At 50.4% G+C, this 21,814-nt stretch carries 23 protein-coding genes; 10 read left to right on the forward strand and 13 right to left on the reverse strand.

What is annotated here, in order from left to right; translation table 11 throughout:
• Window positions 1-43: 43 nt before the first annotated feature.
• Window positions 44-772, forward strand: coding sequence for a DNA alkylation repair protein (locus BDT_RS08175; protein WP_015090767.1), 729 nt, complete (start codon window positions 44-46; stop codon window positions 770-772).
• Window positions 773-809: 37 nt separating this feature from the next.
• On the opposite strand, the gene BDT_RS08180 is transcribed toward BDT_RS08175, so the two are convergent.
• Genes BDT_RS08180 through BDT_RS08195 form a run of 4 tightly spaced genes read right to left on the reverse strand, consistent with a single transcriptional unit; the run spans window position 810 to window position 3,977 of the window.
• The gene (locus BDT_RS08180) at window positions 810-1,565 is read right to left on the reverse strand and encodes a TrmH family RNA methyltransferase (protein ID WP_015090768.1); all 756 of its coding nucleotides are present in this window, start codon (window positions 1,563-1,565) and stop codon (window positions 810-812) included.
• A gap of 8 nt (window positions 1,566-1,573) precedes the next feature.
• Window positions 1,574-1,987: a hypothetical protein gene (locus BDT_RS08185; RefSeq protein WP_041577416.1), complete on the reverse strand. Its 414-nt coding sequence runs from the start codon at window positions 1,985-1,987 to the stop codon at window positions 1,574-1,576.
• Complete coding sequence (locus tag BDT_RS08190; RefSeq protein WP_015090770.1) at window positions 1,984-3,111, reverse strand: winged helix-turn-helix domain-containing protein; 1,128 nt, start codon at window positions 3,109-3,111, stop codon at window positions 1,984-1,986. Before BDT_RS08190 ends, BDT_RS08185 begins: the two co-directional genes overlap by 4 nt.
• The gene (locus tag BDT_RS08195; protein WP_015090771.1) at window positions 3,111-3,977 is read right to left on the reverse strand and encodes a 16S rRNA (guanine(527)-N(7))-methyltransferase RsmG; all 867 of its coding nucleotides are present in this window, start codon (window positions 3,975-3,977) and stop codon (window positions 3,111-3,113) included. Before BDT_RS08195 ends, BDT_RS08190 begins: the two co-directional genes overlap by 1 nt.
• 111 nt (window positions 3,978-4,088) lie before the next feature.
• Between BDT_RS08195 and pheS the strand changes: the two genes are divergently transcribed.
• The 4 genes from pheS (at window position 4,089) to BDT_RS08215 (ending at window position 8,528) form a co-directional block, all read left to right on the forward strand.
• Window positions 4,089-5,114 carry a phenylalanine--tRNA ligase subunit alpha gene (gene pheS, locus BDT_RS08200; RefSeq protein WP_011164114.1) on the forward strand — a complete coding sequence of 342 codons (1,026 nt, stop codon included), beginning with the start codon at window positions 4,089-4,091 and terminating at the stop codon, window positions 5,112-5,114.
• A complete protein-coding gene (gene pheT / locus BDT_RS08205) occupies window positions 5,111-7,576 on the forward strand; it encodes a phenylalanine--tRNA ligase subunit beta (RefSeq protein WP_015090772.1) in 2,466 nt (821 codons plus the stop codon). Before pheS ends, pheT begins: the two co-directional genes overlap by 4 nt.
• A 105-nt stretch (window positions 7,577-7,681) precedes the next feature.
• Window positions 7,682-8,014 (forward strand): integration host factor subunit alpha, encoded by a 333-nt coding sequence (locus BDT_RS08210; protein WP_038451770.1) that lies wholly within the window; start codon window positions 7,682-7,684, stop codon window positions 8,012-8,014.
• A complete protein-coding gene (locus BDT_RS08215) occupies window positions 7,986-8,528 on the forward strand; it encodes a MerR family transcriptional regulator (RefSeq protein ID WP_235046314.1) in 543 nt (180 codons plus the stop codon). Before BDT_RS08210 ends, BDT_RS08215 begins: the two co-directional genes overlap by 29 nt.
• Window positions 8,529-8,626: 98 nt before the next feature.
• On the opposite strand, the gene BDT_RS08220 is transcribed toward BDT_RS08215, so the two are convergent.
• Both BDT_RS08220 and BDT_RS08225 read right to left on the reverse strand, forming a co-directional pair.
• On the reverse strand, window positions 8,627-9,226 hold the full coding sequence (locus tag BDT_RS08220) for a hypothetical protein (protein ID WP_015090775.1): 600 nt from the start codon (window positions 9,224-9,226) through the stop codon (window positions 8,627-8,629).
• Between the two features lie 138 nt (window positions 9,227-9,364).
• Window positions 9,365-11,653, reverse strand: coding sequence for a tail fiber domain-containing protein (locus BDT_RS08225; RefSeq protein WP_235046315.1), 2,289 nt, complete (start codon window positions 11,651-11,653; stop codon window positions 9,365-9,367).
• A gap of 347 nt (window positions 11,654-12,000) precedes the next feature.
• Here BDT_RS08225 and BDT_RS08230 point away from each other — a divergent pair, with 347 nt between their 5' ends.
• Window positions 12,001-12,681, forward strand: coding sequence for a hypothetical protein (locus BDT_RS08230; RefSeq protein WP_015090777.1), 681 nt, complete (start codon window positions 12,001-12,003; stop codon window positions 12,679-12,681).
• On the opposite strand, the gene BDT_RS19480 is transcribed toward BDT_RS08230, so the two are convergent.
• The 3 genes from BDT_RS19480 to BDT_RS08240 all read right to left on the reverse strand — a co-directional run bounded on the left by BDT_RS19480 (window position 12,682) and on the right by BDT_RS08240 (window position 14,138).
• Window positions 12,682-12,804 carry a hypothetical protein gene (locus BDT_RS19480; protein WP_268742071.1) on the reverse strand — a complete coding sequence of 41 codons (123 nt, stop codon included), beginning with the start codon at window positions 12,802-12,804 and terminating at the stop codon, window positions 12,682-12,684.
• Complete coding sequence (locus tag BDT_RS08235) at window positions 12,801-13,565, reverse strand: hypothetical protein (RefSeq protein ID WP_015090779.1); 765 nt, start codon at window positions 13,563-13,565, stop codon at window positions 12,801-12,803. Before BDT_RS08235 ends, BDT_RS19480 begins: the two co-directional genes overlap by 4 nt.
• A gap of 108 nt (window positions 13,566-13,673) precedes the next feature.
• Window positions 13,674-14,138 carry a hypothetical protein gene (locus BDT_RS08240; RefSeq protein WP_015090780.1) on the reverse strand — a complete coding sequence of 155 codons (465 nt, stop codon included), beginning with the start codon at window positions 14,136-14,138 and terminating at the stop codon, window positions 13,674-13,676.
• A 286-nt stretch (window positions 14,139-14,424) separates the two neighbouring features.
• Here BDT_RS08240 and BDT_RS08245 point away from each other — a divergent pair, with 286 nt between their 5' ends.
• Both BDT_RS08245 and BDT_RS08250 read left to right on the forward strand, forming a co-directional pair.
• Window positions 14,425-14,610 carry a hypothetical protein gene (locus BDT_RS08245; RefSeq protein WP_015090781.1) on the forward strand — a complete coding sequence of 62 codons (186 nt, stop codon included), beginning with the start codon at window positions 14,425-14,427 and terminating at the stop codon, window positions 14,608-14,610.
• Between the two features lie 9 nt (window positions 14,611-14,619).
• Window positions 14,620-15,009 carry a four-helix bundle copper-binding protein gene (locus BDT_RS08250; protein WP_080602364.1) on the forward strand — a complete coding sequence of 130 codons (390 nt, stop codon included), beginning with the start codon at window positions 14,620-14,622 and terminating at the stop codon, window positions 15,007-15,009.
• A gap of 25 nt (window positions 15,010-15,034) precedes the next feature.
• Here the strand turns inward: BDT_RS08250 and ydiK are convergent, their stop codons facing one another.
• From ydiK to BDT_RS08265, 3 genes are all read right to left on the reverse strand, one after another.
• Entirely contained in the window at window positions 15,035-16,150 is a 1,116-nt protein-coding gene (ydiK, locus tag BDT_RS08255) for an AI-2E family transporter YdiK (RefSeq protein ID WP_041577418.1), read from the reverse strand.
• Between the two features lie 75 nt (window positions 16,151-16,225).
• On the reverse strand, window positions 16,226-17,407 hold the full coding sequence (locus tag BDT_RS08260) for a C1 family peptidase (RefSeq protein WP_041577420.1): 1,182 nt from the start codon (window positions 17,405-17,407) through the stop codon (window positions 16,226-16,228).
• An 82-nt stretch (window positions 17,408-17,489) separates the two neighbouring features.
• Entirely contained in the window at window positions 17,490-18,008 is a 519-nt protein-coding gene (locus tag BDT_RS08265) for a hypothetical protein (RefSeq protein WP_015090786.1), read from the reverse strand.
• Between the two features lie 76 nt (window positions 18,009-18,084).
• Between BDT_RS08265 and BDT_RS08270 the strand changes: the two genes are divergently transcribed.
• Window positions 18,085-20,433 carry a fatty acid cis/trans isomerase gene (locus BDT_RS08270; protein ID WP_080602365.1) on the forward strand — a complete coding sequence of 783 codons (2,349 nt, stop codon included), beginning with the start codon at window positions 18,085-18,087 and terminating at the stop codon, window positions 20,431-20,433.
• Here the strand turns inward: BDT_RS08270 and BDT_RS19205 are convergent.
• Complete coding sequence (locus tag BDT_RS19205) at window positions 20,418-21,011, reverse strand: histidine phosphatase family protein (RefSeq protein ID WP_148278771.1); 594 nt, start codon at window positions 21,009-21,011, stop codon at window positions 20,418-20,420. The genes BDT_RS08270 and BDT_RS19205 overlap by 16 nt on opposite strands.
• A gap of 54 nt (window positions 21,012-21,065) precedes the next feature.
• Between BDT_RS19205 and BDT_RS08280 the strand changes: the two genes are divergently transcribed.
• On the forward strand, window positions 21,066-21,782 hold the full coding sequence (locus BDT_RS08280; RefSeq protein ID WP_235046316.1) for an EI24 domain-containing protein: 717 nt from the start codon (window positions 21,066-21,068) through the stop codon (window positions 21,780-21,782).
• Window positions 21,783-21,814 lie beyond the last annotated feature (32 nt).

The following is a 21,814-nucleotide window of genomic DNA, read 5'->3' on the forward strand; positions in this document are numbered from 1 at the left end:
GTTAGTATTGGATTAGATCACCAATCCTTCTAAGGCGGCGAGCATGAAGAAAGAGTCCGGCATTTCGCAAGCGTTGTCACAATTGCAGAAAGATGTTCAAAGTCAGGCGGACGCCAGTCGCGCCGTCGTCTTGCAAAGATTCTTTAAAACCGGAAAGGGCGAGTATGCCGAGGGCGATGTCTTTCTTGGCCTGACCGTTCCGCAAAGCCGTAAGATCGCCAAAAAGTATGCTTCCGCCCTTAGTTTAAAAGAGCTTGATAGTCTGATGAAGTCGCCAAATCACGAAGAGCGTTTGATAGCTCTGCTGATTTTGGTGTCTCAGTTTCAAGAGGCTTCTGAAAAAGAACAAACCCGTATCTTTAAGCTTTATATCAAGAATTCAAAACACGTGAACAACTGGGACCTGGTCGACACTTCAGCGCCTGCAATTATTGGTGGATACCTGCTAAATCGAGATCGTTCGGTTCTGAGGAAACTCGCGACTTCCAAGAATCTGTGGCAGCGCCGTATTGCCATGCTGGCGACTTTTCGTTTTATCTATAATGGCGAATCCACCGACACACTTAAGATTGCAAAGCTTCTGCTGAAAGACGAACACGACCTGATTCACAAGGCGGTGGGCTGGATGCTTCGGGAAATGGGTAAAAAAGTCAGCGAAGAAAAACTGCTGAAGTTTCTGGATCAACATGCGGCCAAAATGCCCAGAACGATGTTGCGCTATTCTTTGGAAAAGCTGTCTGCTGAAAAACGCAAACACTACATGAACAAATAAGATCAGGCGCAGATCATACCTGCGCCCACTGGATGGATTAACGGTGCTGACAAGAATAGCTGTACAGCGCGATGCTGCCAGCCACCGTGGCATTCAGGGATTCCACGCTTTGAGTGGAAACCGACAGACGCTGCAGGTTTTTAATCCCGCTAAAGCCCGGGCCCTCTTCGCCCAAAGCGATGCGCACGTTCTTTGGCCACTTGAAGTTCGCAACACTTTCGCCCTTCATGTCCAAAGCATAGATCTGATCGTTGTTGGAAACAAACTCAGCAAATTTGCCGATCTTAAACAACGGCAGTTTCAACAAAGCCCCCGCGGAAGCCTTGATCGCTTTCGGGTGGTATGGCGAGCAGCTTTCTTCGGTCAGAATCATTTTGCTCGCGCCAAAAGCCAACGAGGAACGCGCCAAGGCACCCAGGTTGGATGGATCTCCCAGTGGGGAAATCACTTCCAGGCCTTCGGCTTTAGCCGAAGTCAGCGGAGCGATCTCTTTCGGTTCCAGAACCAATAGGTTGTAATGCGTGCCCACGATGTCAATTTCGTTGAATAGAGCTTTTGGCAGTTTGAAAACCGGGATGCGCTGGCCTTTCAGCTTTGGCGCAGTCATCGTCACGGACTTCAGGTCCTCGTGAACGATTTCACCCTTGATGCGGAAGTTCGGGTTTTCCAGGAACTCTTCGATCAGCTTTTCGCCCATCAGAATAAATTCAGAATGCTTCTTGATTCCGCGCGCAGAGCTTAGATCGCTCCAGCGGCGGAAGTGGTCGTTGGTTTTAGAGCTGATTTCAATCACGTCTGATCCTACTCGCGGCGGTAAAGTTTCAAGTCGAAGTATTTATACGGACCTTTGATGATGCGAATCTTCGTGCCGTCCATGTCTCTAAAGACAATCACGTCATAGAAGTGGGTCGGATCCATGGCGATCTTGCCATAGAACAACGGACCGTCAGCTTCCAGCCAGCCAGTGGCTTTATGCGTGAACAGGGCATTGGATTTAATACGCAATGTGGACAAAGCATCGCCTTCGCGCATCTCCAGATTCACAAACCAGATGGAATTGTGATCGTAAGCCACCCAATCGCCCTGAAGCTGTTCACAAGTGACCGGCGTCAGTGAAACAACCGTTGGCCATGGAATAACGGGGTCGCCACCCGGGCCGCGGGCATGAGCTGAAATACTGAAAACAGCAAGAAGTACTAACAGGAGTGTTTTCATAGTGTCGCTTCCTCCGATTGTCTGAAGTGCACAGATGATTGCGGATTAAAGTAATAACCTTTGCGGTCGCGCAGGATGTATCTTGGGCTTTCCATGTCCGGCTCAAGCAGAGCGCGCAGACGTTTGATCGATACGTAAATCAGATTGTCATGCAGTTCAGGGTCGTAAGCCTGCTGCCAGATGATCTCGATTAAATCTTCCTTGGAATAACGGGTGCCGGCCTTTTTGATGAACAACAAAGCCAGATCAAAAAGAATATGCTGATTGCGGAAGTCAATCAGACCCTTGTTGCGTTCCTGAACACTGCGCGCCGCCTCGTCGATCTGGAAGTCAAACTGAGGTGCATTGCGAACAATATCTTCAGGGCACATTTGACGGATGAATTTATAAACGCGTGGTAGGCGAGTTTTGTCCGTTCCACGCAACGCCAGTTCAGCGTAGATGCGATAAGCTTCTTTGTTACCCAGTTCTCGGTTCACATGGGCCATTTGTGCCAGAATACGCGAAATCAGCAGATGGAAGCCGTGCAGTTTGGCCTGTTCATAGCAGTCCCACAAAAGATCATTCGCCGCTTCCAGCTTGCCGGTTTGCGTGAAGATGTGTGTGCGCAACAAGCGCGACGTCAGCTGCATTTCGGCGTTATCCATTTCAGCCAGAATGGTGTCGAGCTTATTCAGCTGCAGCAGGCTTTGTGCGAATTGGGCCGGTTCAAAAGCGCGAGTCATCGCATTGGTGAACAGGGCGCGCACCAGGGTATCCAGATCGCCAGCTTGAGTGGCTTTGGTGATGGCCGAGTTGATGTAGTCTTCGGACTCTTGCATTTTTCCGTTGGCCAAAAGCCATGAACCGATCAGATTTTCGGCCATGCCCTGAAGGCGCTCGTCCGAAGTGTTGCGGCTTAAAGTCAAAGTCTGATCGATCACGGATTGAGCATCAGAAAGCTCTTCCAGCTCATGACAGCATTGGAAGTACAGACGGGCAGATTCAATCCAGTCTTGAGAAAGTCCGCGGGCTGAAGCCTCCACCATGGCTTCTTCACTCAATAAACGGGCCTCGTGCAGCGCCCCTTTACGGTGCTGCAAACGTGCCAGTTGCAATGAAGTGTTCTGGGTGGAGTTTGACATCAGTATTTAGCCCAGCGTCTTTTTTCTTCGTTGGACAGTTCGTCCATCAACAGTTCTTCGCCTTCATCTTCTTCCGGTAAAGGCATGTTTTTGATTTTTTCATAAACCACCAAACGGCGTTCATGCGGCGTTTGCGGCAGGGAATACGCCACATCCTGAACCAGTTTGTAGTACTCGCCCCAGTCTTTTTTGGCGGCTTCAATTTCAGGTCCCACGCCGGGGCCTTTCATGAAGTAAACGCGGCCACCGATTTCAAGGCAGCTGATCACGTTCCCCAGGGTGTTGCCGATATCTTCAACCGCGCGGGTGATCGCGCCGCGAACAGGATAGACGCAATGTTTGTTGATGTTGCGGCCCAGAATGTCCAGGTTTTGAAGGTTCATCTCGCTGCGGACATGTTTTAGGAATTCTACACGGCGCTGAACGCCTTCACCCAAAAGGATCTGTTGATCCGGGTACATGATTTTAAGTGGAATCCCCGGAAAGCCAGGTCCGGTGCCGACATCCAGCAATGGGAACTGCAGGTCAGTGTATTTCATGATGATGATGCTGTCGATGAAGTGCTTGATGGCCACATCACGCAGCTTCAGCAGGCGAGTGAAGTTCTCTTTTTCCTGATTCAGCATCAAAAGGCGGTAAAAGTGCGCCAGTTGCTGTCTTTGGCTGTGGCTGACCAGATCAAATCCGTGATTGCGAAAGACATCAGCAAGGCGGTCATTGGCCTCATGAATGTCATAGATCGTCTCTGGTTTCTTATGGCGGCCCATGTTGGAGGTCGCTGGAGGTGCAGCAACGCCTTTGGACCCATGACGGGCTTCTTGGCGGGCTTTATACGGGCTGTAGTTAGTCTTGTTCTTATGGGCCATAGCAGTCGGGGGAACATAGGTCCAAAGGCCTTAAACCTCAAGTCTTTTCTGCGCCGTGTGTAAAAGCTAAATGCTTGAAAATACGGGCCTCCAGAGGGATATTGAGAACCTATGTCGACGACCAAACTTGATTCCATCAAAGATAACGCCCTGGCGGCCTTTAAAGCGGCCCCCAGCTCCAAAGACCTCTATGATCTGAAAGTTCAGTACCTGGGTAAAAGCGGGTCCCTGACTGAAATCATGAAAGAAATGGCTTCTTTGCCAAAAGAGGAAAAGCCTCTGTTTGGTAAAAAAGTGAATGAAGTGAAGCAGCTTCTGGAAGCCGCTTACACCGAAGCAGAAGACGCTCTAAAAAAGAAAGAGATCTCTGCAAAAATGGCGGCTGAGGAAATCGACATGACTTTGCCGGCGTTCTCCCAACCAAAGGGGACGGCGCACCCGGTGAATATCGTGGTGGAAGAGATCTTCACCGTGATGTCCCGCTTGGGTTACAGCATCCGCACGGGTCCGATGATCGAGAAGGACTACTATAACTTTGAAGCCCTGAACATTCCGGCGGATCACCCGGCGCGTGACATGGCCGACACCTTCTTCGTCGACAAAACCCACGTTTTAAGAACACACACGTCTCCGATTCAAATCCATTCTTTGGAAAATGAAGAGCTTCCATTGCGTGTGATCGGGACGGGTCCGGTGTTCCGTTGTGACAGCGATATTTCTCACTTGCCGAACTTCCATCAGATTGAAGCTTTGTGCGTGGATGAGAAAATCTCCATGGCGGACCTGAAGGGCACCATCAGCTTCTTCGTGCGTGAGTTCTTCGGTCCGGGTCTGAAAACCCGTTTCCGTCCAAGCTATTTCCCGTTCACCGAACCGTCTGCGGAAGTGGATTGTTCTTGCCCGATCTGTAAAGGCAAAGGCTGTTCTTTGTGCAAACAAAGCGGCTGGATTGAAATCGGCGGTTGCGGTTTGGTGAACCCAAAGGTGTTCCAGGCCGCAAAAATTGAATATCCTAAATGGCAGGGCTTTGCCTTCGGCTTTGGTGTTGAGCGCATGGCCATCATCAAGTACGGCATTGAAGACATCCGCTTGTTCCCTGAAAACGACGTAAGATTCTTAAGGCAGTTTGTAAAATGAAGATCAGTTTAAAATGGCTCCATGATTATGTTGATGTGACCGAATTCTTCCAAAAGCCGGAAGTGCTGGCGGAAGCTTTGACCCGTGGCGGTTTGGAGGTTGAAGAAATCACCAATCGCGCGAAAGATTTCAATCACGTGGTGATTGGTCACATTCTTGAAAAAGACAAACACCCGAATGCTGACAAGCTTTCTTTGTGCCGTGTTTCCACCGGCGAGGGCGTGGTTCATCAGATCGTGTGTGGCGCACAAAACCACAAAGCGGGGGACCGAGTGATCGTGGCGTTGCCCGGGGCAGTATTGCCAGGCAACTTCGCGATTAAAAAATCTGCCGTGCGCGGTGTGGATTCTGCGGGGATGCTGTGCTCTTTGAAAGAGCTGGGCCTGGCGACGGAATCTGAAGGCATCGCGATTTTGCCAGCGGATGCTCCGGTGGGTAAAGCCTATGCAGAATACGGCGGTTATGACGACGTGACTTTCGAGCTGAAAGTGACGGCGAACCGTGCGGATTGCCTGTCTCACTTTGGTCTTGCGCGCGAAGTTTCGACTTTGTTCGGCAAAGAACTGAAAGTGCCTTCCTCTGAGCTTAAAACCAACGGCAAATCCACCAAGTCTGAAATTGCTTTGGACGTTAAAGCCTTTGATCTGTGCCCGCGTTATGCGGGTCGTTTCTTGAAGGGTGTGAAAGTGGGACCAAGTCCTGCCTGGTTGAAAGCTCGTCTTGAAAGTGTCGGCATGAATTCCATCAACAACATCGTGGACGTGACAAACTATGTGATGTTGGAGCTGGGGCAGCCATTGCACGCCTTTGATGCGGCTTTCATTAATGGCAAAAAAATCATCGTGGACCGTGCTGTCGCGGGCGAGAAATTCATCACTTTGGACGGAACTGAAATAGTCTTGAACGGTGCTGAGCTGACCATTCGTGATGTGAATCATCCGGTGTGTCTGGCGGGCGTTGTGGGTGGTAAAAACTCCGGCGTTTCTGATGCCACGACCGAAGTGTTCCTGGAAGCAGCATACTTCCTGCCGATGAGTGCGCGTAAAACTTCACGTTCGCACGGTATCGACACGGATTCCTCTTACCGCTTTGCCCGTGGTGTGGATCCGGATGGAACTTTGCGTGGTTTGAACCGTGCCGCGGCTTTGATTTTGGAAGTGGCCGGTGGCGAAGCTTATGAAGATAATCATGACTTCTATCCAAATCCGGTGAAAAAAGCGCCGGTGGATATCACCATCAAAACTGTTTCAGACCGTTTGGGTTATGAAGCTGAAGAACACAAATTCGTCGACTTCATGAAACGTCTGGGTTGCGAGATCAACAAAAAAGGCGAGACTTTCACAGTCTTGCCTCCGACATTCCGTTTCGATATCGAGCAGGACATGGACCTGGTCGAGGAATACGCTCGCTTGAATGGGTATGAGCATATTCCAGAGGCGTTGCCTGCTTTGGCGGCGGCTCCAAGTTTCCATGACAAAGCCTTTATGTTGAATCGTATCACCAGCGAACTTTTGCGTGGTGAGGGCTTCCAGCAGGCGGTGAACTTTGCCTTTGTTGGTTCCAAAGCTCAAAAAGCGTTCCTGGGTTCCGTGGAATCCATGAAAGCGGCTGGTTTGACGGTCACGGAAAAAGAGATCCGCATCCTGAATCCTCTGAATGAGGAAATGGATGTGATGAGAAGTTCCTTGAGCTTTGGTCTGTTCAAAAACATGAACACCAACTTCCACGCTGGCAACATGCAGGGTCGTCTGTTTGAGATTGGCAGCACGTTCTTTGTTAAGGATGACGGCAGTTTTGCGGAAGGCAGTCGTGCCGGGATGGCTATCTGGGGTCGCGCAAGCAACCTTTGGAACAAATCCCTGGATTATCCGGTTGTTTATGAACTTAAAGCGGCAGTTGAAGTTCTGTTGAAGTCTTTGAATATCTCTTCCTACACGTGGGTGACTCCGGCGAACAGCGGTAAAGGTGGCACTACAGGTGCCAACGAGGTTCCAGAGTTCCTGCATCAAGGGCAGTTTGCGCAGCTTTTGGTGGAAGGTAAGAAAGTGGGCTTCATCGGCACACTTCATCCGCTTCTTCTTGAAGACAATAAGATTCGTGTTCCTGCGGCTTTGGCCGAATTGGATCTGGATCAGCTTTATAAAGGTCAGCCTCGTCCTTACCGTATCCAAAGCGTGTCCAAGTTCCCGATTGTGGAGCGTGACTTCGCCTTTGTGATGCCGAAAACCCTGAAAGTCGGCGATGTCCTGAAGGACATCCGCAAGGCGGGCGCCGGGTTGCTTCTGAACGTGGACGTCTTTGACCTGTATGAAGGCGAAAAGATGGAAGCGGGCAAGAAGTCCGTTGCGATCCGTATTTGGTTGCAGGATAAGAATGCCACACTGCAAGAAACCCAGATTAACGAGACAACAACCAAGATTTTGGAAAGCTTAAAGAAGAATTTTGATCTTTCTGTGAGATAAATTCTTGATTGTTTTCAGTTAGTTGTTACGATTTTATGTAGCACTTGAAGAATTTTAATGGAGTGAATGACTATTATGGCAGGCCAGAACTTAGGTAAATCAACTGTGACTAAGGCCGATATCGTCGAGAACGTATATCAGAAGATCGGTTTCTCCAAAAAAGAAGCTTCTGAATTGGTGGAACTTGTTTTCGACACCTTGAAGACTGTTCTTCAAGATGGCGAAAAGGTTAAGATTTCTGGTTTCGGTAATTTCGTTGTTCGTGGCAAGAACGAGCGTATTGGTCGCAACCCGCAGACGGGTGAGCAGATCAAGATCTCTGCACGCCGTGTTCTTACTTTCCGTCCGTCTCAGGTTTTGAAGGCGATGTTGAACGGTGAAGAGTACGCTCACTTAAAAGATGAGGACGATGATGATGACTACGACGACAATGAGTAATCCGTCCCTTGAGGCTGACAGCTCCGAGCTGTCGCTAGGGGATCATCATATTGATTTTGTCGAAGAGACTGAAAAAGCGACGTCTGTCCCGGTGACGGCGACGACTCCGATCTCCATCCCGGCGATGCTGTGTGATGAGAAACTCTTGGAAGAAATCAATGCGATCCCGGACAAAATGGGTTTCAAAATCGGCGACGTGGCTGAAATCCTGGGCATCAAACAATATGTTTTGCGCTATTGGGAAACAGAGTTTGAAGTTCTTCGTCCGAAAAAAGCCTCTAACAACCAGCGTATGTACACTCGTAAAGACGTGGAAAATGCGCTGCTGATCAGAAAGCTTTTGCATCGCGACCGCTTCTCCATCGAGGGCGCAAGAAATGCAATGAAGGAGCTGAAAGCTCACGTCAGAAAAGAAAAGGACATGACTCAAGTGTACCACAAGCTTGAGGGCATCAATGAAGCGGTAGAGGATCTGATCCTCGACATCCGCAGAGTCCGCCAGATTTTCAAATAAATAAAAAGCCACCTCGAAAGGTGGCTTTTTTCTTTTCTAAGGGATGTGCCAGGTAATTCTGGTGGTCCCGATATGAATTTGATCGAGATCTCAAATTATTAGAAGTAAAAAGCCCAACCGATGTTGAAGTAGGTCGCTTTGACTTCCAGCTCAATGTCCGTGTTGTCGTCTTTAATAGACGCGGATCCAGCGCCGAGTTCCGCCTTCAAAGCAAAGATTTCGGAAAGTGGGAACCACTTCAAACCGAAACCCAGACTTGCCGTGCTGCCTTTGGCATCCAGCGTGTCAGATTCCATAACCACGCTTCCAAGACTGAGAGCCGCGTAAGGTACCAGGTCTTCGCCTGGTTCATTCTTCAGAATGTTAATATGACCGATCAACTCAAAGGTACCCGCGGTCGTTTTGTCGCCTGTATCTTCGTTTTTGTCAGTAGAAGATGTAAATGCGCCACCCAATTCAAATCTGCCGAAGTTGTACAGATATCCAAATTTGGACTCTGTAGATGTGGTTTCTGATTCCGTGTTGGTATCTTTATTTTTAAGCTTTGTATTAGAGCTGGTCATTTCCCAGGTCATACCGTGCGTGCGCTTTCTCAGGTCCTGATGGGAATCCTGGGATACAGAAGCTTGTGCCGGTGTTTCCTGTGCAAGGGCATTGACTGAAGTGGTAAGAACAAGGGCTGCAATAAGGTGTTTCATTTATCCTCCGTGGAAAATATTGTAACGAAGAATAATAAACAATCATTGGTTTTTGATAACTCAGGCCCTTTGTCCTTTCATATGTGACTGACGCATTCCGCCTCCGCTACGGCGGCGGAATGCGTTGAGGATGTTCGGTTAGCGGCAGAATTCTGCCGTTGAGTCCTGCTGGCAAGCCCACTTTTGCAGGGATTGAATCTGCTGCTTCAAAATTGCATTCTCTGCTTTCAAAGCTTCGTTTTCAGTATTCCATTTTGCGTGGAACTCTTTAACAGCTTCAATCAAAGGTGCCACAAGGTTGGCATACTGAACAGCCAGGAACCCATCATTGTCTTTCGTGACCACATCCGGGAACACAGTTTGAACTTCTTGTGCGATCAAACCCACTTGCGGACCTTTTTCAAAATTCTTTTGCGGGAACTCATCGGTTCTCCAGTCATAGGTCACACCACGCAGTTGCAGCACTTTTTCAAGGCTTGAATCAATGGTTGCGATATTGCGTTTGAAACGACGATCGGAAGTATTGGCCCAGGAAGTGCCCCCGGCAGTTCCATTCACATGCAACATATAGGCTGGATTTAAAACTCCAATGCCGACCGAGCCCGAGTCAGGTTCTGTTAACAGAGCCCACTTGTTCGTGATCGTTCCCGTACCAGTGGGGTTGCGAATCATGATGCCGGTGTAGTTGGTGATCGAGTCATTGGTGGCCGTGACCGCAATCATCTCAAGCCCGTGGGCCGTGGTGATAGAGGTTCCTCCGGCAGCGGTTCCTTGAAGCATGAATTCTGAAGTGATCGCATTGACCTTTTCCATAACGGGAAGACTTGCCACACCCCGAACTGAGATTTGCCCCCAAAGGCCCGTCTGCAGTCCAGTGATGGCGGCGGCGGGCGTGCTTTCAGGTGTACTTAAAGCAATTCCCCCGCGCACGCCGTATCCTGTGGCTGAAAGCCCGCCAGAGTTGCTGATTATGACCTCCGAGTTGATTCCACCCATGGATCCGCTGGTGGCCTTAGTCCCGTCAATGTTGTGTCTGACGCCAATGGCGGGCATGGTCTGACTGCCGGCAGAGGATAATTTATGACTGGCCGTTACCAGGAATCTTCCCGTGCCGACAGTTCCGCCACTTCCAATGAAGCGAGAGTCAAAACTGAATGAAGCCGGGTTTGTTCCTGCAGAGCCCATGTTGCCAAGATAGAAGGAAGCGTCGGTAATGCGCAGACGTTGAGTTCCCAGAACACTGAATGCAAGCTGGCTTGCTCCGGGGCGGTATATGCCAGTCGTGCTGTCGCCCGAGAAAGAATAAGTTGGGGCGGAATTCGTGCCGTTGGTCCCTTGCAGCGGGAATGTCGGCGTCATGGCCGGCAGGCGAGCGGCATCAATCGTTCCGCCAGTGATTGCCGCGGCATCAAGACCCGAAATGTTAGAGCAGGTAGAGGCATCGGTAACGGCTGACCAGGTCAGGGTCTGAGAAGCCATGCACGACGTTGCAAACTGGGTAAGGCCTGAGGAAGTTTTCAAATCATCCACGCCGAAATAAACCGGTTCAAGGCTGCCTGAATTAAATCGATACACCTGACCATCTAGCGGAGTCGTCGTGGCAACAGCCACGCCCTGAACTTTCGCCACAGTGGGATTGGGAAGAGTTCCGGAAAGATCCCCACCCAAAGCAGTACTGCTTTGGAATGCACCGGTGATTCTCGAGTCATTGCCCTGGGCCGCCGTTCCCGCAGTTGTACCATAGTTCACCGCCACGGTTTTTGTGGTGGTCCCGACGACCGAAACGCCGGTACCAGCAAGCACATCTGAAACCACGCCAGTTCCGCCGGCATCGGTGACACAAGTGAAGTTCGTGCCGTCAAAGAAGACCACCTGTCCTGCCGTACAAGCCGCCCCGGGAAGTGTATTGGTACGAACAAAATCCGTGGCCGAATAATTTCCCAGTTTCAAAGCTGACGAAGCAAAATGCGCATAAGGCACAGAGCGGATTTCATTGTCCGGACTGATTTGCATCCAGCCGGTGCCGTCATGGAATTGCACACTCAGGCGGCGGGATTGGTCCGCGACAGGACCTTTTTGGCTGGCCACGTTGTTACCAGCATCGGCGCAATCCAAAGTGGTGGAGTTATCAAAGACCTCTTTCAAGCCCACGCTGCCGGAAGTGGGGAACAGCTTGGTGCCAGTTCCCAGTGGCACATCAAAGACCCCTTTAGAGTTCATCATGTTCACGCCGTTTTTCTGTTCGCGATAGTACACGCACAGGCCGTCTTCGGATTTGATTTCAAACAGGAAGCTGACGTTGTTGTATTCCAGCGGGGCTCCATCGGATTTAAGAATGCGACCCTGATAGGTCAAAGTATTCGGAGCAGCCTGCGCCAAAACCGAAAACAACAAAACGGGCAACGTGAATGCAGTAGTTCTAAACATGCGAAACTTGTCGGTTTGGCAGTTAAAATTTTTAAATATTTATTTGACGAATTACCAACCTAAGAATGAAACCCGGCCCTGTGATGGGGGTAAGAAGAGGGAACCTCAAAAGGTGAAATTTGGAAAACATGAGAATGATTTTTCAGAGTGAAAATGTCTGCCCCGAAAGGGCGATAGAGAAGCATCTTGTCCAGACATTTCAAAGTGGAGCCTGGCGGCATCCTGTGAAGTTTTGTTCTGCTAATTTCCACTTTTTCAATTGCTTTGCATTCGAAAAAGTTTCGGGTTCTTTGCGTTGACCAAGGCGGCAATTGCACTAGTCTCGAATCCTTTCGAAGGAGTACGTCATGGTAAATATTCTGGGATTGTTGGCTGTAACTTTGTTTTCTTTCGGTGCCGGAGCGGCCCAAATGAATGTCGAAGGCTCGTGGGGTGCGGACGCCATTCAGTGGCAGATCACGCAACAGGATCGCCACCAAAGCTGGCACATGCAATCCGGTTCTCAGTATAAAAACCTTGAAGTCGACAAATGGTCCAATATTGAATCCCAGGTGACCAGCGCGGATGAAAAAACCAATCTGGAAATTCGTTACACCGAAGGTCTGACTCGTTTGTTTGGCCAGCTGGATGGTAAAAAAGTTGAAGTTTCCATCGAGCACACCAACAACGGCACGCTTCGTTTTTCAGGTGTTTACAAAAATCATCGTCCGTCTTTGCGGTTTGATGTTCCGACGGTGAATCGTCCGGGCCGGGCAACAGGGTTCTTTAAAAATGACCTGGCCGACCTGTATATTCTGCCACGAGAAAAGGGCTATCACTTCAAAGGCTATATGAACGGATACTGGATTGACCTCGAGGTTCTAAAAGTCGCTGAAGGATCTTACACCCTTCAGGGCAGCTATCTGAGCAAGAAGATGTCCTTGTCGGTGACCACAGAGATCCCCATGGATGATCTGATTGAGTATCTATTGTTGGACACTCCGATGCCGGACATCGATTTCCTGAATCTGAATAAAGCCGGCTTCTAGTTATTTGTTGCTGCCGTTTTTTGGGGATGAATTCCCAGAACCACCGGCAGCGCCTCCTCCACGGGCAAAGCCTTGTGAAGCGGCCAGAATGATCACTAGAATAAGACTGATAAAGTATCTCATGTAGGCTCCTGAAGCGTGTCGATCACATTGAACATAAATATCGGCAAGGGGCCGCGTGACGAGGGGTCTTCTAACAGGCGCATTTTGTCCTGAAAGGCCTGCACATCGATGTCCAGCCACCTGCGATAGGTGGTTTCATTGATGGATTCAAAGAATAAGTTCATATAGTTGGCATAGTTTTCGTCGGTGCGTGCGGGTTTTGAGTACTTTTCCGTAAGTCGCAGGCCCACGGATTTGATGGCCTCTGCTGAAAAGGTGGAACGGTTGGTGCCCAGGGCGTACCGGCCGTTTTCCAGTTGGCGTAGCACGTTCATCTGCTTCATTTTTTCCAGGATTTCCATTCCGTATTCACCGAACCGGGTTCTGACGAATCCCCTATCAAAAGGACGTGTGTCCGCCAGAACATAGAGTTCGGCAAAGCAAGGGTCTTTGATCAGCTCCTGCTCGACATTGACGTTGTACCTGTGCAGGGGAGACGACTTAAGCTGGGGATCGGTGCGTTTTAGTTTTTCCTGAATCAAGGCCGGAGCCGAATTCAGCATCTGTCCCAGGTCCGCGGTCCCGGTCAGGCAGGAGTACAGCTTGTACAATGTCTGATAGGTGGGATTGTGTTCTTTTTGGACCAGGCGCTTTAAAGTTTTGGTGTGAATTCGGGTCTTGGCAGACAGTTGCATCAGTCCCTTGCGGGGGTCTTTATGACGTTGCAAAAACCGGCCAATATCCCGACTGACTTGTTCCTGAATCGTGGTGGAGTCCTGCATACGCAACCTCGCTTGTTTTCTGATGGCGTAGTGTCCCCTTGGAGGTTTGGCAAGGCTCCTGTGTGAATCCCGAGGCTCGTCGCGCAAGCCTCGGGTGAAAAATGCAGACTAGTGGCAGGAAGGAACTGTCAAAGCCTTGTTGAACAAGAATTTGTAGGTGTCATTGCGAGAGCTCATTTTTTTGGAAACTTTCACATTTACAGTCAGTGGATAAGTGCCGGAAACAACTTTGTCTGTGCAAACTTCGCGGTTTTTGCCGATGTATTTGCAGTCAGAAACCGTGCGAGTGTATTTGATTGGAGTGTACAGGTATTTGTAGCCAGTGATGACTTCTTTAGAACGGTTTTTGCCAATGAAAATGGTTTCTCTTTGAGCAACTGCTTTTTTAGTTCTTAGCATTTGGCCATCAGCGCACACGAAAGTGTAATCAACAGCGTGACCCATGAACACGACGGGAGCGTCGATTTTCAGGTTGGTGTCCGCCATCAGCACTTCCCATGAAGTGTCAGCAGTGTGAGCAGATGCCGCAGAAGCGGAAATCAACAGAGCGATCATTGCGAATACGTTTTTCATAAGTTCTCCTTTTGGTTTGTTTGATGGGTCTTGATTCCATCAGTTTCCGCGAGGATTCAACGGGAATTGAGCGTGGATTGGAAGATTGTTGGACAAGGTTATTTTTGTCCACCATGCAACCGGACAAAGATGGGTTTGTCCTTTAAGGGTACACTTTTTTCATGATGTCAGCTGGCATGGGGAGTTCTGATTCTTATCAATTCTACGGGTATTTTCGGGATGAATTGCGCCCATGACATATGACTTTGCTATCCTAGAAAGGACCTTTTGCAACAAGGAGGCTAGCATGTCTGGTCATCATAAAAACAAAGGTTTTAGTCAAACAAGCAAGCGCTTCGACGGGGCCTTAAAAGCTCAGCACCAGCGCAGTCGCAGCAAACAGATGGATCACTCTGCCGATCACCGCGAGGAAGAATCCGAAAGCCGTGAGTCTCAGAACGTGTCTTCATCCAAAAAGAACCCACGAGCCTAGGAGGGCTTTATGAGAATGAATCCTTTGCAGGACAGTGATACGGCGAAGTGTATCAACTTTTGCTTTACAACGTACCGTGTGTGTTTGGAGACGCTCAATCACGTGCAAGAGCAGGGAATGCGTTTTGCGCAAACTGAACTGACGTCGTTGTTGCAGCTTTGCGCAGACACCTGTGATCTGCACGCGCGGATGGAGATGGCGGAAGCTGATTTTGCCCCGCAAGCGGCGGAACTGTGCTTCCAGATCTGCAGTCGCACGGCTTTGGAGTGTGAAAAGTTTCCGGAAGACTCGATTGTCATCAAATGCTCTGATATCTGCCGCAAGTGTGCCGAACACTGCCGGGGGATGGCGGGCATGACCGTGCGGGTGAAGCCTTCTCAGATGTCCGCTCGACTGTAAACCGAACAGGCCTCGCTGTTGGAGATCAGTGATTGATCTCCGGCGGCGGTGGTGATTCGACAGGTTTGTCGATGACTCGCTTGAAAACAGTGGGTTCGGTTTCTTCTGTCATCCACGCACTTAAAAGACGCAAGGTGACAGCCAGAATGACGGGCCCAATGAAAAGGCCCACGATACCAAAAGAAATCATTCCACCCAGCACACCCACAGTGATCACCGCAGCCGGCAGGTCAGCCCCGCGTTTGATCAGAATCGGGCGGACAAAACCATCCATCAATCCCACCGCCACCGCCCAGCCCAGCAGAATTGTTCCTGCGGTGTTGTGATCTTGCGAATAAAGCCACGCCACTGCGCCCAGCAAAGGCAGCAACGGCCCAAGTTGTATCACACAGAAAATCAGAATCACGGCGGTCAGCAGTCCAGGCTTGGGAACTCCGGCAAGCCATGCCCCCAGGCCACCAAGGGCGGTCTGAATCAGGGCGGTGCCGATAATACCCATGGCCACGGCTTTCACTGATTGGGTGGCCAGCCTCAAGGCTTCTTCGCCGCGCAATCCGGCAAGTCGGCGTATGAATGTACGGCAGGATTGGGCGATCTTTTCTCCGTTGGAATAAAATATTGAGGCGACGATGATAGTCAGAATGCAGTGGACCACCAGCATGGTGATACTGCCAACGCTGCCGACAATCCATTCAAAACCCTGATGAATATAGGGCCGTGCTCTTTCGATCAGCTCTTGAGGGGCGGTGGCCGCCAGTTCATTCCAGCGGGCCGCAAGGCGGGCTCCACCCAAGGGCAGTTTTTCAAGCCATTCCGGAGCCGGAGGCAGCTGCGTGTTTGCCAGATCCTGCAGGCCTGACACAATCACATGACGGTTGGTGAGCAATGAGAAAAGGGCCGCCGCCAGAGGAACGATCACGATGGCGGTCATCAGCAGCGCCATCGTCAGCACGGCCGGGAATCGTTTGTTGTTGAATCGGGTTTGCAGTTTCAGCATTGTGGACCAGGTGGCAATGACGATCATCGCAGCCCAGATCATCGCTGGTAAAAAAGGCAGCAGCACCCACAGCGAGATCACCGCCAGCAGTCCCATAAAAAGGGTGCTTAACAATGTCTTGGTCAGGTCGGTTGATGGCGACATGATGATTCCTCCTGCATCCCTTCATCGCAACCTTGAAGGGCCGGAAAATCAAACTGCCGTTAGGCCTTTGGTAAATTACATTGGAATGAATGGCAGGAATGCCGAGGGCACCGTGATGGATTTTGCAAACGCGCGGAAGTAATCGTCGTACATGTGATAATGGCCTTCATCACCTTTTTTGGTGCCCCAGCTGTTGCGGATCTTCCATTTCACCACGCGCCCGGTGCGCGGATCCAGTTCATAGCCCACGATCTGAACGGCATGGCCACCGCTGTTTGTGTCAAAAGCCTCACGCATCTGGCGCGTGGCCGGACGGGCATAGGTGGGGATATGGAAGGCGCGAATGGACATGATGCCGCTGGAAGCATCCACGTATTCAGCGTGGTGATCATAGGACAGATACACGGCTTCGCCTTTATCCAGCATCCGGCGCGCGGTATCTTCGACCTTGTCGAGCGAGGTGATGAGTTTGCGTCCTTGAGGTGTTTTTTCAAACTTGGTCGCAGCCTTGCGATCATTGTGAATCGCCATTTGGGTCATCGGGCCTTCAAAGGATTCAAAATATGCTTTGGCAAAGTCTTTCGGTGTCCATGTCTGTCCCTGGAATTCAAATTGAGCCGGCACTTCGCCCACCATTTGGCGGAATAGATCTTTGATTTGATTTCGTCCTTGTTCCAGAACCGCTTCGCGGGCCGGACCCTCGGCGGTTTTTTCTGCCTGCCACTGAGTGCGCACCAGAATGTTTTCAATGAATTCAGACATTTTCTTGGCCTGAGGGTTTAGCATGAAATCGGATTTTGGTTTCCAGGCGCCTTCCGGTATAAGACCGTATTCCAGAATGCTTTCGCGCGAAAACAACGGGCCGGCTCCCAGTTTGACTTCGACTTCTTTGGATGGTTTTTCCAGGCGCAGCAGGCTGCGCTCCAGCCAGTGGCGGGCACTTAGGTATTCGTTTGAAAGGGTCAGGGATTGTCCGGTTTTTTGTTCGTAGCCGCGTTCCAGATGTGACATCCACGAGTGCAGGTGACAGGTGCCAAGGTTGCACTGATTTTTGATTTGCGTGCTTTGTTTCAGGTCCACGGTGTAGCGGGTGTGGTGTTTGAAATCGGCTCGCAGGGTGCCCCAGATGACTTCTGCGGGTGCCTGATTTTGGAAGGCCTGAAATTGGAATACGTCGGCGCACAAAGGGGCACCGCCAGCCTGAATAGGCAGGCTCCACAAGCTGAAAACAAATAGCAGCGGGAAGAGGAACTTCATGCAGCTTAAGAATGCAAGCCGCAAGCCAAAAAAAAGGCGTCTCAGAGTGAGACGCCTTGGGAATTCAAAGACAATGACAGCCTTAGTGGCGGATCATTTCCGGCGCAGTTTCATTCGCCAGATCATTCAGGCAGTCCACGAAGAACTTGCACACGATAAACAGGTGAACCTGCTCATTGGCTTCCAAAGCCGGTTCCAGTTCCGGGGACATGAACAGCTCTTCGATGATGTAGTTCAGAATTTCAGGCTGACCTGCTTGAGCAGCTTTGTCCTGAAGGTCTGCGATCATGTCATCGTTGATTTGCAGATATTTTTCGAATTCAGCTTCGTTCTTTTCAAAACGCTCAACAACTTCATCTTCGTTCATGGCGCGAAGATTTTTGTATTGTTCTTCAAAAGAACGGTTCAGAATCAATGCCATCATGAAGCCCAGATCCTGAGCGCCTTCGCTCATGTCTTCAATGAACTCCATAAAGAAGCCCGCCAGATCCGGTTGAACCTCAAAAAGGTGCTGGGACGCTTTTTCCAGGTCGCTTTCTTCCGTGATGCTGCAGATTTTATCGATGGAATTTTGCACTGTTTGGAACGGAATTTTTTGCATAAGCGACCTCGTCTTTATCTTTCCTTTAATCAAGAAAGAGTTTTATATTTGCAGAATACACAGGGAGTCCCGTTTTATGCAATTCATTCTGATGCTGGTAATTTGTTTTTCGGCCATAGCCGGCAGTGCCTCGGCCCCGGCCGGCAGAGCGCAGGCGCCATCTGGCGCCATAGCTGAAGCAACTCTCTATTCGCGCAAAATCCAACCGCTTTTTGACAATCGCTGTCTGGCCTGCCACAGCTGTTTTAATGCTCCCTGCCAGCTGAATTTGCAGAATTTCGAGGGGTTTCAGAGGGGCGCGAACAAATTAAATGTCTATGACGGGACTCGTTTAAAAAGTGTCGAGCCCTCACGTATTTGGATTGATGCCCATGCGGACGAGTGGCGTAAACGCGGATTCTATGAGGTCAGCACCAGCAAAGATCCTGACCAAAACCTGTTTTTCCAGATCACCCAGCTACGCGCCACAGCGAAAAATGCAAAAGTCACCAAGCAGGTATCTGAATCTCAAGTCTGCGCACAGACCATGGCCGACTATCAGCTTTTGGCTAAAAACTCGCCAGAGCTGGGGATGCCTTACGGTTTCCCGGCCCTGAACGCGGCTGAGCTTGCAACCCTGAAGGGCTGGGTGAAAGCGGGCAGTCCGGGGCCGAATGCGGAAGAATTGAAAAGCCAGAATACACCTTCTGCTGAATTGCAAAGCCAGGTGCGTGAATGGGAGGAATTCCTGAATCAGGAAACACTTCGCCAGAAGCTGGTCAGTCGCTATCTTTACGAACATCTTTTCCTGGCGCATATTTATTTTCCGGAAAAGTCTGAAGAATTTTTCAGACTGGTGCGTTCCAAGCAGACCTGCGCGCTGGGGGTTCAAGAAATCGCCACCCGTCGTCCCAATGACAATCCCGGGACAGCAAAGTTCTGGTACTGCCTGAAAAAGTTCCCGGGCACGGTCGTGAAAAAGACCCACATCCCATACCAATGGAGCCCGGCAAAGCTAGCCCGCTACAAAGAACTCTTCCTGGCCGAAGCCTGGAAAGTTTCTGCTCTGCCAAGCTATGATCCCGGCGTGGCGGAAAATCCGTTTGTGGCCTTCAAGGATATTCCCGTGAAGGCCCGTTATCAGTTCCTGCTGGACGATGCCCAGTATCAGGTAAGTACTTTCATCAAGGGCCCGGTGTGCAACGGCAGCATGGCCGTGAACTCCATTCAGGAACAGTTCTATGTATTCTTCCTGAATCCTTCGTCGGACAACATGGTGCTGTCTGAAAAATACGCCGACAAAGCGGCGAATCTTCTGATGATGCCGGGCGTGTGGGGCAGTGATGTGGATGTGAAAGAAACACCGCTGTTTTATAAAAAGCTGGTCGACCATCGGGAAAAGTACCGCAAGCTTCGCACGGATGAAATGGCAAAGCTTCGTCCGGACGGTTACGCGCTGAAAGATGTCTGGGACGGCGGGGGCTTTAATCCCAATGCCACACTGACCGTGCTTCGCCACGATGACAATGCGGTGGTGATGAAAGGGGCGGTGGGGGATCTGTCCAAGACCGTCTTTATGCTGGATTACCCATTGTTTGAACGACTGGTTTACAATCTGGTGGTGAACTTTGATGTCTTTGGCAATGTGTCGCACCAGTTGCTGACCCGAGTTTACATGGACATGATCCGCATGGAGGCTGAAGAGCTGTTCCTGACCTTCCTGCCATCGGAAGAACGCTTAAGCTATCGTCGTGCGTGGTATCGTGGGTTGCTGGCTCAGGCAAAGATGGCCTATGTCTTCCCAACGGTGGGCTCTGCCGAGCCCACAGGCATTAAATTCAACGAAGACAACCACACGAAAAAGCAGTTCGTGCAAAAGGTGCTGTTCTTCCATCAGAACGAATCCGTGCGGGGCGCCTGGGACTTTATCAATTGGAAGAATCTGGAAGTCCCCGACAGCATGCAGGGTCAATGGAAAGTGCAGGGGCTGGATAAAGAGCTTCGCAAGATCGCGGCCGTGAAAGCGGAAGCATCCCTGCCGTTTTCGCAGTTCTTCCCGGATCTGGCACTTCTGAATATCAAAACAGCCAAGGGTTTGAAAATATACTCGCTCATTCACAACAAAGAGCATGAAAACATCTCGTGGATTCTGGGTGAATCTTTGCGTATGGACCCTAAAAACGACACGCTGACAGTGCGTGAAGGGGTGTGGGGCTCTTATCCGAATATGATCTTTAACGTGAAGGAAAATGAGCTGGCGGCGTTTGCGATTCAAGTGCGTGGGATGAAAAGTCCGGAAGATTATCAGAACCTGGTCACCCGCTACGGCCTTCGCCGCAGCAATGCCAAGTTCTGGTCTTTCTATGATGATATGCACAGCGCCATGAGAAAATCAGATCCAGTGAATTTCGGATTTCTGGATCTGACCCGCTATGAAATGAAATAGAATTTTTTCTGTTCGGTGTCCCACTCGACTGTGTACACCACGCAGTTCGGGGTGGGCAGGCTTTCGGTGATGTCCGGTCGCAAAGAATGCAGGAACCGGCGCATCGCCAGTCCATGAGTGCAAAGACCGATGCTGTCAAAGTCATGCTGTTCACACAAGTCCGTCAATGCGGCGGCAAAGCGCTCTACTGTGGCCCAGGTGTTTTCCGCGTCCGGGAATGCAAAATCAAAATGCTGGCGATCTACTGAAATCCATTTTTCCCAAGCGTGGGGGCCATATTCCTGCGCCACCGCTTCACGGGTCATGCCTTCGATTTTCCCCATATTGACTTCACGAAATCCAGCTTGAAGCAGCAGGGGCTTGGACAGGTGATGATTGGCAATATGGGCAGTCTGCTGGGCACGCTGCAAATCACTGCTGACAAAGAATTCAACCGGATTGTCGCGGAAGAACAGTTGCAGACTCAAGGCCTGCTGACGGCCTTCGTCGTTCAAAGGAATATCTGTGTGTCCCTGCAGGCGAAGCTGCGAGTTCCAGTCGGTGAGTCCATGACGGAAGAGATGAATGGTTTTTCGCATAGTGGCTCTATTGAAGCACTTGCCAGTGGCATCGGAAAGAGAAAAAATCAGAATATGAAAAACATTTTTCGCGCTCTGAAACAGGCTTTTGAATCTCTCTTGCGATTGCGGATGTTTCTTTTGATTCTGGGACCTCCGGTGGCGACGGTCCTTGTGCTGCTGGTTTTGTTCATCGTTTACTGGAGTGCATGGACCGTGGGAATTGCCGGCGTCATTGGCAATCTGTGGGGCTTTCAGTGGGTGCAACAAACCACGGGTTTGACCGATTTGGGACTATGGCTGGCAATGATTTTCCTGGTGATGGTCTTTATTCCGCTGGCCTATGTGATATCGGTCTTGATTGTATCGGTGTTTGTGATGCCCATCGTGCTGAAATGGGTGGGGGATCAGGATTTTCGCACTCTTGAAAAGCGCCGGGGCGGAACCATTGCTGGCAGTGTTTGGAATACGGTCAAAGCCACGATCTTGTTTGTGGTGGCCTTTATGATGACTTTGCCGTTGTGGCTGATACCGGGGTGTCAGCTGGTCGTGCCGCTGGTGCTGACGGCGTGGCTGAACAAAAAGGTCTTTTTGTATGACGTTCTTCAGGATTATGCCTCCAAGGAAGAGCGTAAAAGCATCGAATCGGAAGAATCCGGCTCCCTGTACCTGATGGGGCTTTTATTAGGACTCCTCTCATATATTCCCCTGGCTTTCTTCTTCGTCCCCATTATATCGGCTTTGAGCTATACCTATTACGGCTTAAACGCCCTGGAAGAGCGCCGAAAGTGATTTTTCCTGCCCGGAAAGTGGATTTTGCCGGG

The sequence above is a fragment of the Bdellovibrio bacteriovorus str. Tiberius genome, assembly GCF_000317895.1.
Lineage (GTDB): Bacteria > Bdellovibrionota > Bdellovibrionia > Bdellovibrionales > Bdellovibrionaceae > Bdellovibrio > Bdellovibrio bacteriovorus_F.